This window comes from Alphaproteobacteria bacterium, assembly GCA_019746225.1.
Taxonomy (GTDB): Bacteria; Pseudomonadota; Alphaproteobacteria; order Paracaedibacterales; family VGCI01; genus VGCI01.
The window spans coordinates 95,401-108,312 of sequence record JAIESE010000026.1 but is presented as its reverse complement, the minus strand read 5'-3'; the positions used below and the strand labels follow the sequence as shown (position 1 = coordinate 108,312).

Here is a 12,912-nt window from a genome sequence, read left to right as displayed (position 1 = left end):
TGGCGTCCCCTACGGGATTCGAACCCGTGTTGCCGCCGTGAGAGGGCGGTGTCCTAGGCCTCTAGACGAAGGGGACTTCGAAAACACTTGCGAACTTTAAGCAATTTCTTCCCAACAAGTCAAGGACCACTTTTCTTATTTTCCCTTTGCGGGGGCTTAGTTGAGTAATTACAGCTGCCAAAAATCTTTCCTAAGATGTTATGTTTTAAGAAATAACTTGTCATTGCGAGGAGCATTCGCACGCAAGTGCGTAAGCGACGCGGCAATCCATGTATTCTAACCACCATCTATATAATATTCTCACGAGGAATCAAATACATAGATTGCCGCGTTGTTCGCCTCCGCAAAGCGCGCGGCATCACTCCTCGCCGTGACTTGAAATGTTCTTATCCACCGAGTCTACTGCTAGAACCATTTTAAATGGCAATAAGGCAATAAATTCAATGAATTAAAAGGGAGTTACACCCATCACTCTGGGGCCTTAGCATCCCTCACCAATTGGTGAAGAACATCCTTAAATGGTAAGACTTCTTGAGCCTCTCCATCGAGGCGACGCACGGCAACGGTTGCATTTTCAGCCTCGCGGTTACCAACAACTAGGATCACGGGAATCTTTTGCAAAGACAACTCTCGAATCTTATAGCTGATTTTTTCATTACGCAAATCAACTTCTGCTCGAATACCATGCTCTTTCAACGTCTTGCAGAGCTCAGTTGCATAAGCATCCGCATCCCCTGTAATTGTTGCGATGGTGACTTGGATGGGGGTGAGCCAGAAAGGGAATTTGCCCCCGCAATGTTCGATGAAGACGCCTAAGAAGCGCTCAAAGGTGCCAAAAATAGCACGATGAAGCATGACAGGGCGATGTTTTTTGCCATCTTCAGCTACATAAGACGCATCAAGGCGTTCTGGCAAAACATAGTCCACTTGAAGGGTGCCACACTGCCAATCACGACCGATGGCATCGCGTAACACAAATTCAAGCTTTGGGCCATAAAAAGCGCCTTCGCCCGGATTTAATGTATACTCTAATCCTGCGGCTGTGGAAGCCTCAACCAAGGCTTTTTCAGCTATATCCCAGACTTCATCGGACCCCGCACGCTTTTCAGGACGGTCTGAGAAGCGCACCTTAATATCCGTAAAGCCAAGATCTTTATAGACAGCTTTCAATAAATCGCAAAAATCTTTGGTCTCAGAAACAATTTGCTCAGGAGTACAGAAAATATGGCCGTCATCCTGGACGAAGGCCCGCACGCGCATCAAACCGTGTAAGGCACCGGACGGCTCATTACGATGACAAGATCCGAACTCTGCCATGCGCAACGGTAGATCCCGATAGCTCTTGATGCCTTGTTTAAAAATCTCAACGTGGCACGGGCAACTCATTGGCTTTATGGCCAATACCTTATCTTCTGAGTCGACTGTGAACATATTCTCTCGGAACTTTTCCCAGTGACCTGATTTTTCCCACAAAGACCGATCTAAGAGTTGAGGTGTCTTGACCTCTACATAGTCTTTGGCCTCTAAGCGGTTCCGGATAAATGATTCAAGTCCCCGATACAGGGTCCAGCCTTTGGGATGCCAAAAGACGCTTCCTATGGCTTCTTCCTGAAGGTGAAACAGGTCGAGTTCTGTGCCGAGACGGCGGTGGTCGCGCTTTTCGGCTTCTTCCAACATATGAAGATAATCCTTCAACTCTTGCTCTGTTGCCCAAGCGGTTCCATAGATGCGTTGCAGCATTGGGTTATTGTGGTCGCCGCGCCAGTAAGCGCCCGCAAGCTTCATCAGCTTAAACGCTTTTCCTAGTTTCCCTGTGGAGGGAAGGTGAGGACCTCGACATAAATCCACAAAATTCCCTTGGCGATAAAAGCTCAAAGGCTCTTCTCCAGGGATGCTTTCAATGAGTTCGGCCTTAAATGTTTCACCCTGATCTTTGAAAAACTGGATGGCCTTTGGGCGATCCCAGACTTCCCTGGTGATGGTTTCATTGCGATCCACAATTTCGCCCATGCGTTTTTCAATAATCAAGAGATCATCGGGCGTAAAGGGCTTTTCTCGATGAAAATCATAATAAAATCCGTTAGTTATAGCAGGCCCAATGGTGATTTGAGTCTCCGGATAGAGCTCTTTCACCGCTTCCGCCATAACGTGAGCCGCGTCGTGACGGAGCAATTCAAGACCATCTTCTTCACTGCGTGTGACAATCTCAACAGTGGATTCTGCAGGGACAGGCAAGGTCAAATCTTTTAAGACGCCATCAATACGAACAGCCACGGCTTCCTTGGCCAGGCGAGGAGAAATAGATGCCGCAATCTCGAGGCCGGTGACGACCGCATCATATTGGCGAGAAGTTCCGTCTTTGAGTTTAATGGCGTGCATAGCTTTCATCCTGTCGTTCAAGTTGTTAAGGGACTGTCATTTATCAATAACGAAAACAGGGAAAATATTCAAGTGTTGGGTAAGAAATAGGGGCATAAATAACACTCAGATTGCGACTTTTTGGAGTTTAAGAACGAAAAAATGTGACTTTTTGGGGTTTCAGAAAATGAATGCACCTTAGGCCCATATCTATTTCAAAATATCATCTGACGTCGAGGGTTGATAAGATTTTCGCCGAATCTCGGGATTTGGACCTGGTGCTTTCTTTGGATCTGGGCCCGATTTTCGCAGGTTACTGAACAGTTTCTCTAAAAAGCTTGGAGCTGCAGGTTCACTGGCTTTCGGTTTGGGGCCCTCTGCTTTAGGTGGTGCTGAGTTGAGGGTATCTTTTGCCGAATCATCTCGATCTCTTGGACTTGTGGGGTTGCTTTTGCTTTTTAGGACTTTTTGTCTTTCTCTCGCTTCAAGATATACACGATTTAGCGATTCGTATTTTCCGAGCTTAACTTTTTCTTCTACAGAGGTATCTCCTCTGCCAGGAAGTTGGTCCTTAGTACCCGTTGAATTGTCGCTCTTTGGTCTTTCACCAAGTTCGGATGAGGATGTATTGTCCCGCATCCTGACATGGGGAGGCGCATCTTGTTGCCTTGTCAGAACCTTTGATTCACTAGACTCTGCTGCAACTAAGCAGAAAGAGAGCCCTGTTAGCATTAGGAGTGGTCTGATAAAGAGGTTTGGGGATCTCACACAGGTTACTAAACACTCTTGAATCGTTTTCGGTATATGAGAGAACATGATATTTTTCCTATCTCTTCTTCTTTAGGGATGGCTTTGACCACTCCCTGACTGACTCTTTATGCCAGCCTTATACTTTTCGCTTTCTTGGACGAGGTTGCTAGCAGCTTTCCTTGCTTCATCAATGGAGAGTTTATGCTGTCGTTTGCTGGCTTCGGTCTCAGCTCCCAAACCAACCTTACCCAACATACCTTTCTGTCTGCGCTCTTGTTTTCCAACATCCATCAACTTCTTCTTATATTCTTCTCTGACCGCCATAACATCTTTATAGGCTTGATTAATTTCATTTGAGAGCTTTACATATTCTGGGCTTCCCTCTGGTTCAGTGATTCGGGCAATCAGAAGCTCAGGGATTCTTTTATTGTCATATTTTAGTTTTGTGGGGTCTGTTTCTGCACCATGTAGGCCAGATTTTATCGCTCTGACTAATAGACCATTGATAATTGGAATGGCTCTTTTGGCAACCTTTGCTGGGGCACCCTTTATGAAATCTCGATAGTCATCATCCATTTCCGTCAACGGCGTGAGAGCTTTTAGAGCCAATTCGTTACTAACTTTTGTGCTATCATCCAAAATGCTCACCATGGCTTCCATAATGGCGCTTTGGGCTTCTTGTGACCGCTGGACTTTATTTGTTGCTTTTGAGGGAATTTTTGAAGCAACTGCTTTTTGAACGGCTGCAAATTCCCTTTCAAGTTCTTGCTTATAAGCAATGAGGGCCTTATCGTCTTCAGTCAATTCTGACGGTTTAGCAGATGCCTTTTTGGTTATTCCTGAAATGGCTTTCTCACAACTCTTTTTGCGTACGGCTCCTTCGAGCGTCTGACTCATACAGTCCGTCACGTCTTTTAACATTTTTCCTTCTTTGACCAACTCCTTTTTAGACATGGTGAGGCTTTTTTCATTAAGAGCGGGTCCCCCCATTTTTTCATTTATAGAAGCAAGTCTTCCATCTATTTCATTTATTTTTTGAATGACAGTTAAGAGGCGGAGCTGTGGAGAGTTCTTATTTAACTTTGCTCCCTCATCCATGGAATCTGCAAGCTTACTGAGAAAGAGGCCGGTAAGCTGATCCAAAAGGGCAGGCGCATTGCTTTTTGCGAGTGTTGTAAGGACAGCCGCCCCGAAAAAGCCTTTACAATATTTTTCGATCAATGGATTCAGGATATCTTCGGATCCACCCTTTGCAATGGCTGTCAGGCTCACGAGGGCTTCGAGCAATTCATCCACATTCTTTTCTTTTTGAGGGGTGCTCACTTCTTCTTTTGCAGCAAGGGCCTCCTGGCTTCTTTTATGCGCTTCCTCGAGCTCCTTTGGGGATGCAGGAGTCATTTCAGAAACGGTATCCAGGTAATGGCGCTGACGATCATAAGACGCTGACTGATTTCTTAAACTATGTATTTCTTTTAGAAGGCTGTCATTTGGCTTGCTCCCCGTCTTTTTGAGCTCAGTTTCTTTATTTAAACTCGCGACCAATTTTTCAACAATATTTTTGTTGGCAACAGAAATCGCTATCGAGAGTGTAACATAGTGGGTCTTAAAGAAAGTTATTTTGCTTTTCTTGAACTCATTGATTTTCACTGGTAGTGCAAGGGTATATTCTTCAAAAGATTTTATGACTTCTCCATATTGTTTGACTTCATCGTTCAAAACTTTTCGAATATCCTCTAACCCTCTGCGAAGTTTGTAGGATTCATCATTGGCTTCTGTTTGTGTCTTATGGGCTTCTTTTTTATAGGCGACAACAATCACTATTTTATCAATAATCTTTGATCCCCACCCTGCAGCACCTTGTTTCAAATCAGGATCTTCTTTCATCAATTTAAGAATAGCTTGATCGTCTGCTATGATGGCTCGGAATTTTGCGATCTTCTTAGATAAGGTATGATAAAGCTTATCAAGGGCATCGAGCTTAATAAGGAATCTTTCTGCCAGAATCGCCATAGCTGCTGTATCTGACGTATCTCCAAGTTTAATTGCCTTCAGCCTCTCCCGCATGGGATCGGCACCCTTTAATTGCGTTTCTTTCGTTTTAAAAGCTTTTGTACGTGCTTCGGCGACATCCGATTTCACAAGAGTTGGCAGAGCTGTTGCGAGCTTTTCTTTCTCGCTACTCATCATATTGAGGTCTTTGCTGACCTCTTCTAATTCGGCTTCTTGCTTTGTTATATTGGCTTTTATATCCGCAATCGCACCTTTAATTTTTGTTAAATCTTCCTTTGAATCCGCAGGGACTCCTGTTGCCGAATACCCGAACGTAACGGCATTGAGGGCTTTTCCAAAAATACCAGGCATGCCGTCTTCAATTGTCTTTAAATTGGCTTTAATTCTTTCATCTTCATTGTGTTGTAACTCTATGGTTTCCATTAATTTAGATTCCCGTTGAGTAAGGTTTTCCTCAGCTAGTGCATCATGGGCTGCTTCTGGGTTAGCTTTTAATTCCAGGAGTTTTTTGTAGGCATTGATACTTTTGACTTCCTCCTCTGGGCGGATATAACCAGGCGTAAGGGTCTTAACATCCAATGGACCAGAGACTGTGGCACTTTTGCTTACGCTCCCTAGTCCGGCTAACACCTCTGATGATGTAGATAGTAAACACGATAATAAAATAGCTTGTGTCTTATTCATTGTCGTTCCCATATATTAAACCTAAACTCAATGTTCATATTTTAGATGAAAATAGTTAAGCTTGACTTAAGTTGTACGATGTATTTTTTACTCCTGGCAGTACAGAGTAAGGTTCACGGGTTCACCCATTTTATAAAATTCCCCCCCTTCGCTTTTTGTCAAATTCGATATACTCTACACAAAAGTTCAGTTCAATAAGGAGTGGTACATGGCCAAAACAACGGTGCGATTTGTATGCCAAGATTGCGGCACCTGGCATTCAAAATGGGGTGGAAAGTGCGAAGGATGTGGCGTTTGGAACCGCCTTGTGGAAGAGCAAGTGGAACGCAAGAAGAGTGCCGGCCGACCATCAAGCGTAGAATTTGTTGGGATCGTGGGAGAATCGGCATCGGAGCCTCGAAAATTAACAAATATTAGTGAATTTGATCGCGTTTGTGGCGGCGGAGTTGTGCCAGGCTCTGTTCTTTTGGTCGGAGGGGATCCGGGCATTGGAAAATCGACCCTGTTGCTCCAGGTGGTAGCGGCTCTGGCGCGTCAGGTGCCTTGCGCATACATTTCTGGAGAAGAGGCTGTTGCACAAGTCCGTTTGAGAGCACAGCGATTGGGCGTGGAAGGCGGATCTCAGTTGCATCTGGCGTCTGCGACCAATGTAACGGATATATTAAGCGCCTTAGATGAATTGGGAAATATAGAGCTTGTCGTCATAGATTCCATCCAAACCATGGCGATTGATGCGATTGAATCTGCTCCCGGAACGGTTTCGCAAGTCAGGGCATGCGCTCATGAACTGATCGTTGCGGCCAAGAAGCGCAACATTATTGTTGTTTTGGTGGGGCATGTTACCAAAGAAGGTGTGTTGGCTGGTCCTCGCGTGTTGGAACATATGGTTGATACGGTTTTATACTTTGAGGGTGAGCGCAATTATCACTACCGCATTTTACGGTCCGTCAAAAATCGCTATGGGGCCACGGATGAAATTGGGGTTTTTGAGATGACCGATCAGGGGCTCAGTGAAGTTCCCAATCCGTCCGCCTTATTTTTAAATGATCATAACCAAGATGTAAGCGGGTCTGCCATTTTTGCGGGCATTGAAGGGACACGACCGATTTTGTCAGAAATTCAAGCCTTGGTGGCACCGACGTATTTGGCTTCCCCCCGACGGACAGCTGTAGGATGGGATGCGGGGCGTTTATCCATGATCTTAGCGGTTTTGGAATCTCGTTGTGGGCTGACTTTTGGGAACAAGGATGTATATCTGAATGTGGCGGGAGGTTTAAAAATTACGGAACCTGCAGCAGATTTAGCTGTTGCAGCCGCTCTCGTTTCCGCTTTGGTCAATGTTCCCATTCCTCAACAAAGTGTTTTCTTTGGAGAGATTGGTTTAGCAGGGGAGGTTCGGGCTGTAGCCCAGGCAGAAAATCGACTCAAAGAAGCTGCTAAACTAGGATTTACGCGGGCTTATTGTGCTTTACCCTCTCAACAAAAGGGGAATATTGTTAAAGAAGGAATTGAGTCCATTCATGTTATGAAATATTTGATTGAACTGTTGGACATTTTGCCCAAAGTCCCCCATAATAAGACAAAATTTATAGCACATTAACGGTACCTTTGGAGCTAAGTTAAGCAATGAACGGGTTAGATATTGTCATTCTAGGGGCTTTGTTTCTATCGGCCCTGATTGGCGCATTACGTGGTTTTACGAAAGAAATATTAAGTTTATTTAGCTGGGGAGGAGCCATAGCTCTATCTTACCTGTTATTACCTATAGCTCGGGGATTTGTTCAGCCCTATGTTGCCAATCCGATGATGGCCGATGGGGTCGCTCTCTTCTCTTTGTTTATCATTCTATTGATTATGTTAAGCATTATAGCCAACATGATTGCGGGATATATTCACGAAAGCTCTTTCAGGGGGGTAGATCATTCTCTCGGTTTTGGATTTGGGATCTTGCGGGGCGTTGTATTTATTAGCGCAGCAGAACTCATTTTTAGTACATTTTCGCCCCGTCATGCCCAATCACTGACAGTTCAGTCGGCTCGTTTTATTCCCATGGTCCGTAATGGGGGAGATACCCTTCTTGGGATTTTACCGGCATCCTTGCGAGCAACAATCTTGGAGCAGGCATTAAAAGTAGAGAGTCAAGTCAATGCAAAAGTCCAAGATCATTTAACCAACACGGCACCCCATGTCTTTTCGAGTGGTGTTTCAGGAGGTCCAGGAGAGGCTTCTGGAGCAACTCCAGATGGAGGTATGAGTCAGGGTGGCCCTGGTTATGCAGTGGGGGCGCCGATGGCGAATAACCCACCATATGGGCAGCCGCCTATGCCTCAACAAATGAGCCCGCAAATGCAACCGCAAGGGGGTCAACACTATGGTCCACAAGCTCAAGGCGTACCAGTGCAGTCTCAAATGTTGGTTATTCGACCCCCACAAGCCAGTCAATTGCCTCAAATCATGCAAGCACCACCCCAAAATACAGTGAGTCAATCACGAGAACAAGTGAGAGGCCAAGGAAATACGCCTGGAGGTCTTGGAGCCTCATCGATGCCTCAGGATACTCAACTAACCGTAGATAATTTGTCCCGCTTGAATCCCAAGTCTTCACCGTCAAAGGAAGATAAAGGATATACCCGAGGTCAACTGGATGATATGGATCGCTTATTCCAAGAAGCTGATGGAGAGTAAACTGTTGAAATTCTTGAGGACGACTTTATGCTTGCTCTTATGTATTTGTGCGGCTCAAGCCTCAGAAGTTCCACTCCCTAAAATTTCAATTCCTTTGTGGACATTACTGTTAGACGTTGAGGATTCTCATAAATTACCACGTCGCTTTCGCAGTACCCGAGGTACCCTTCCAATGGCAATAGAAGAGAATGGGTTGGCTGATCTCAGGATGTCTGGAAGCGCCCAATTTGCGGCTTTGCAATTTAAATCCATCCTAGAATTCTTGGGAAAATATGGTGTTTCACCTAACCAAGTCGTTGTTGTGGATTTGAGGGAGGAGCCACATGCCTTTATTAATGGCGATGCGGTTTTGTGGTATGCAAGGGGTGCTTGGTGGACTCAAGGGGATCCTGTCGTTGTGGTCCTTGAAAATGAAAAAGAAAATCTTGCTAAACTTACCATGGGGCAACGCATTGATTTGAAGAAAATTGCCAATAAGGATGCGGCTGGCTATGTGCGCAGTCTTACTGATCATTCTTTTGTTATTACATCTATGATGACGGAAAAGGATGTTGTCACAGGAAACGGGGCTCATTATGTACGATTGCCGGTCACAGATCACATGCGACCGGAAGATAAGGATGTGGAACAATTTTTAGAGCTTGTTAAAAATCTACCACCCAAGGCTTGGGTCCATTTTCATTGTCACGCGGGTCAGGGGAGAACATCGACCTTTATGGTAATGTATGACATGCTTCGTAACTTGAAATTATCCAGAGATGCCATTATTGACCGACAGGTAAAGCTTGGTTCCCTTGATATTCGGCGGCTTTCTGGCCCATTGAAGGCACGCAAGCATCCCGTAGAAAGAATGCGGCTTGAGTTTATTCATCTCTTTTATGACTATCTTCATGCGCAGGATGGGTATCGAAATAATTCATGGACAACGTGGGTGACACAACGGTATGCAAAATCGGGAAATAAAAATGACAAAAACAACGCTTTCGCTAGTACAAGAGTGGCTTCCAAGGAGAGGGACAAATCCTCATAAATACGAAAATGGATATGTCTTTGGTCTCATAGGGTCACGCTCCTTCCCCGGGGCGGCGGTACTGTCAGCCTTGGCAGCCGCTAGAATTGGGGCAGGGGGTGTTCGTTGCCTTGTTCCTGAATCTGTGTGGCCTGTTATGGCCGCGCACACGATCGAAGTTATGCTCAAAAGTACGGTTGAGACTGACGATGGGGGGTTGGCCCTTGAGGCTTTGTCTGAAATTCCTTCATTCACAGAACGATGCAAAGCGGGTTGGGTGGGATGCGGCATTGATCGCAACCCAGAAACCCTTGCCCTAATTCGCGAATCCTTAAAGCTCATTCAAGTCCCTATGGTTTTGGATGCAGACGCTCTCATGGCTGTTGATCCCACTTTTATAAACAATCATGCGAAGGGACAATGGATCTTAACCCCCCATGAAGGGGAGTTTCAAAGGTTGATTGGAGACGTTCATCTGACACTGGAAAACCGGGCAGACATTTTGAGGGACCATGCAAAAGCTTGGAATTGTGTCATTTTGCTGAAGGGCTTTCCCAGTTTGATCGCTGGGCCCGATGGGGAATTTTATGAAAATCCAACCGGATCTACAGCTGCTACAACCGCGGGGTGCGGTGATGTGCTGGCTGGTATTTGTGCAGGGCTGTTGGCTCAAGGTCTTACCCCTATCCATGCGGCTGTGGTCGGGATGTATTTGAGTGGCATGGCATCGGAAGCTCACCAAAATACATTCGGTGGACATACGTTGATGGCGTCTGATCTTCTTGACCAAATACCCCATGTATTAGGCAAAGTGTATTCTCCCAATAAAATGTAATGCTTGAGTCTTTAAAGGATGTTCAGAACTGGCGGAAACTAGAAAATGAAGCGTAGTGAGAGATTTTTGTTCCATCTTTTGACATATTTTGGTATATACGTAAAATCTTAGGAGATATATTACTGCAAATTATAATAACAAATGGAGTGATGCACTATGAACATATCAATTCACAAAATTCTTTCTAATAAAAACTTGCTGTTATTATTTTTAGCAGCCGTTTCTATTTCCTTATCAGCAAATACAATGGAGCCAGAAATTGATCCGGCTTACTTAGCCAGACCGACCGCACCACTGCTTAGTGATAATCCAGATATATCTGTTGAGGAAGCTGATGATTCTGCATTTATAGCAAGAATTAGTGATATCATCGCAACGGCTCCAACGAGTTTGATCCTAGATTCATCTGAAATTAACGATCGTCGATTAGGAATTCTATTGAAAATGTGTTCTGATAAAGTCTTGGAAAACGTAGTTTTTTTAAATTTAAATAACAATACAATTGGTGCTGAAGGAGCAAAATATTTGGCTGAGGCCTTCCCTAAATTTAAAAACCTAAAACGCTTATTCATTAAAAATAACAAAATTGGCTCTTCTGGTGCTGCCTATTTGTATAAGGCATTGGACCCACTTTCAAGCAGTTGCGCCTTAAGACTTTTGGAGCTAGAGTGTGGTTCAAATGGAATTGATATTACAAACTTAGGTCTTTTAACGGGTTTAAGTAGTTATACAGATGTAGGTTCTTATAAGCAATAATCACTACATTAGTTGAATAGGTGAGGTTGAAATGTGCATCCTCACCCCAAAGGGGGCAAGGACTTTTCACCCGCTGACATTTCATATACAAAATTTTTCATTGCTCGGGTTATTGAAAACAAGAAATAAACTGATTTTCTGCGGCTAACTTAGTCAAAAAAAGAGGGGGTACAAAAGTACCCCCCAATTTTGTGTGTGAGAGTTATTATAATTAAGGTAACGAATTATTTTTCGTTAGCATAAACAAGGTAGTGAAGGAATGCACCTAAGATGGCGCCAAGAATGCTGGTTAGTGCAAAAAGCCCAAGTTGTTGAAGGGCCCAGCCGTCAGCAAATGCGGCAGCACCAAGGCTGCGGGCAAAGTTAGATGCACCGTTGGTGATGGGGATGGACAATAGATAAATGATGACAAAGGTAACGCCAATGGTGATGCCACCAAATCCTTTTGCAAATCCATGGCTGATGGTGCTCAATGTTACAAAAACAAGAAGAGCTGTTAGCGTTGCTTCTGCTATGCCGCAAGCAAGCAAACTATAATGATTTGGGGAATGCTCGCCCCAGCCGTTAGCAGCAAACGTGTCAGCGATGAATCCAGCATGACCGGACGCGATGGTGAAGAGAATGTATCCCCCAATAATGCCGCCGACGAGTTGAAAGAAGACGTAAGGTACAATCAATTTGGTATCAAAACGCTTGCGCAAGGCCAAGCCGATAGTGACAGCTGGGTTGATGTGGCAACCAGAGACGGGTCCAAGAGCATACGTTAAGGCCATTAGGGTTAATCCGAATGAAAGTGCAACGCCTAAGACGCCAATTTCATTGCCGGCAAGGACTGCGCTTCCAGCGCCTACTAAAACCAATATCAATGTTCCTATCATTTCCGCAAAATATTTAGAAAAAGTATTATACATTATATCCTCCAAAAGGGTTACACACTTACTACACTTAAAAGCTTATACACATTTTTACGATAAATCTCCTAAAATTTTAAATAATTTCATAATCCTAAGGTATCCTTAGTGTAAATGGGCATAAAATGGGGGTAAAATACCTAATTAAAAATGGTATTTCACAATATATGCTCTTACATGATCCAATTTTAGAAGGTGTAAAATTTAGAATTTGGCATGATATTCACTCTAATAATGAGTTATACAAGCAGGGAGTGATTTTATAGACTACGAAAGGTGAATTTTTTCGAAACGGCTGTAGAATATATTGGATTTGGAAATTTATGAATTGTGGGGTTTTGCAGGATGCTCCATGCGTGGAGCAGTCCGGCAAAATTAAGAGAATCTAGTTAATCGTTTCGCTGGAGGCGCTCGCGGCGTTCATGACGTTCTTGAGCTTCCAAGCTTAAGGTGGCAATGGGGCGGGCTTCAAGGCGTCTGACCCCAATGGGTTCGCCTGTTTCGTCGCAGTAACCATAAGAGCCTTCTTCAATACGGCGAAGGGCCTCTTCTATTTTATTAATCAGTTTTCGTTCTCTATCCCGGGCACGAAGTTCAATATTACGATCTGTTTCATTGGCAGCACAATCAACCAGATCAGCTTCGACTTGAGGTTCTTCTTGGAGAAGGTTTATAGCTTCGTTGCATTCTTGAACGAGTTGGGCCCGCCAAGTTGTCAGACGTCTGCGGAAATACTCTATTTGTTGTGAGCTCATAAATGGCTCATCATCAGATGGTTGGTAGGTTTCAGGTACTTCTACGGACATAGATTCTCTTCTCCTTTCGGATTGTGATAATTCATATATCTTAACCTTCACTTACTAATTATAAGTTAATTATTCATACACTATAGGGTGCGACAATTTGTCTAGCAA

At 44.3% G+C, this 12,912-nt stretch carries 10 protein-coding genes and 1 tRNA gene; 5 read left to right on the top strand and 6 right to left on the bottom strand.

From position 1 onward, the window contains the following. From K2Y18_05235 to K2Y18_05220, 4 genes are all read right to left on the bottom strand, one after another. A tRNA-Glu gene (locus K2Y18_05235) sits at positions 1-76 on the bottom strand. A 392-nt stretch (positions 77-468) separates the two neighbouring features. Next, entirely contained in the window at positions 469-2,379 is a 1,911-nt protein-coding gene (gene thrS / locus K2Y18_05230; GenBank protein ID MBX9805142.1) for a threonine--tRNA ligase, read from the bottom strand. Between the two features lie 189 nt (positions 2,380-2,568). Then, positions 2,569-3,174 (bottom strand): hypothetical protein, encoded by a 606-nt coding sequence (locus K2Y18_05225; GenBank protein ID MBX9805141.1) that lies wholly within the window; start codon positions 3,172-3,174, stop codon positions 2,569-2,571. Between the two features lie 24 nt (positions 3,175-3,198). Next, on the bottom strand, positions 3,199-5,802 hold the full coding sequence (locus K2Y18_05220) for a hypothetical protein (protein ID MBX9805140.1): 2,604 nt from the start codon (positions 5,800-5,802) through the stop codon (positions 3,199-3,201). Between the two features lie 208 nt (positions 5,803-6,010). Here K2Y18_05220 and radA point away from each other — a divergent pair, with 208 nt between their 5' ends. From radA to K2Y18_05195, 5 genes are all read left to right on the top strand, one after another. Beyond that, positions 6,011-7,402, top strand: coding sequence for a DNA repair protein RadA (gene radA, locus K2Y18_05215; protein ID MBX9805139.1), 1,392 nt, complete (start codon positions 6,011-6,013; stop codon positions 7,400-7,402). Positions 7,403-7,428: 26 nt separating this feature from the next. Further along, complete coding sequence (locus K2Y18_05210) at positions 7,429-8,487, top strand: CvpA family protein (GenBank protein MBX9805138.1); 1,059 nt, start codon at positions 7,429-7,431, stop codon at positions 8,485-8,487. Between the two features lie 4 nt (positions 8,488-8,491). Next, positions 8,492-9,517 (top strand): hypothetical protein, encoded by a 1,026-nt coding sequence (locus K2Y18_05205; GenBank protein ID MBX9805137.1) that lies wholly within the window; start codon positions 8,492-8,494, stop codon positions 9,515-9,517. Beyond that, on the top strand, positions 9,453-10,331 hold the full coding sequence (locus tag K2Y18_05200) for an NAD(P)H-hydrate dehydratase (protein MBX9805136.1): 879 nt from the start codon (positions 9,453-9,455) through the stop codon (positions 10,329-10,331). Before K2Y18_05205 ends, K2Y18_05200 begins: the two co-directional genes overlap by 65 nt. A gap of 156 nt (positions 10,332-10,487) precedes the next feature. Further along, positions 10,488-11,087 (top strand): hypothetical protein, encoded by a 600-nt coding sequence (locus K2Y18_05195; GenBank protein ID MBX9805135.1) that lies wholly within the window; start codon positions 10,488-10,490, stop codon positions 11,085-11,087. 224 nt (positions 11,088-11,311) lie between these two features. Here the strand turns inward: K2Y18_05195 and K2Y18_05190 are convergent, their stop codons facing one another. Together K2Y18_05190 and dksA are read right to left on the bottom strand one after the other, a co-directional pair. Next, complete coding sequence (locus K2Y18_05190; GenBank protein MBX9805134.1) at positions 11,312-11,998, bottom strand: aquaporin; 687 nt, start codon at positions 11,996-11,998, stop codon at positions 11,312-11,314. A 389-nt stretch (positions 11,999-12,387) separates the two neighbouring features. Next, positions 12,388-12,804 (bottom strand): RNA polymerase-binding protein DksA, encoded by a 417-nt coding sequence (dksA, locus tag K2Y18_05185; protein ID MBX9805133.1) that lies wholly within the window; start codon positions 12,802-12,804, stop codon positions 12,388-12,390. Between the last annotated feature and the right edge of the window lie 108 nt (positions 12,805-12,912).

Bases quoted from the DNA above. Each gene is read 5' to 3' on its own strand.
- K2Y18_05190 (MBX9805134.1), bottom strand. From the start codon at position 11,998: ATGTATAATACTTTTTCTAAATATTTTGCGGAAATGATAGGAACATTG.
- K2Y18_05225 (MBX9805141.1), bottom strand. From the start codon at position 3,174: ATGTTCTCTCATATACCGAAAACGATTCAAGAGTGTTTAGTAACCTGT.
- radA (MBX9805139.1), top strand. From the start codon at position 6,011: ATGGCCAAAACAACGGTGCGATTTGTATGCCAAGATTGCGGCACCTGG.
- K2Y18_05195 (MBX9805135.1), top strand. From the start codon at position 10,488: ATGAACATATCAATTCACAAAATTCTTTCTAATAAAAACTTGCTGTTA.
- K2Y18_05210 (MBX9805138.1), top strand. From the start codon at position 7,429: ATGAACGGGTTAGATATTGTCATTCTAGGGGCTTTGTTTCTATCGGCC.
- K2Y18_05220 (MBX9805140.1), bottom strand. From the start codon at position 5,802: ATGAATAAGACACAAGCTATTTTATTATCGTGTTTACTATCTACATCA.
- K2Y18_05200 (MBX9805136.1), top strand. From the start codon at position 9,453: ATGACAAAAACAACGCTTTCGCTAGTACAAGAGTGGCTTCCAAGGAGA.
- dksA (MBX9805133.1), bottom strand. From the start codon at position 12,804: ATGTCCGTAGAAGTACCTGAAACCTACCAACCATCTGATGATGAGCCA.
- thrS (MBX9805142.1), bottom strand. From the start codon at position 2,379: ATGCACGCCATTAAACTCAAAGACGGAACTTCTCGCCAATATGATGCG.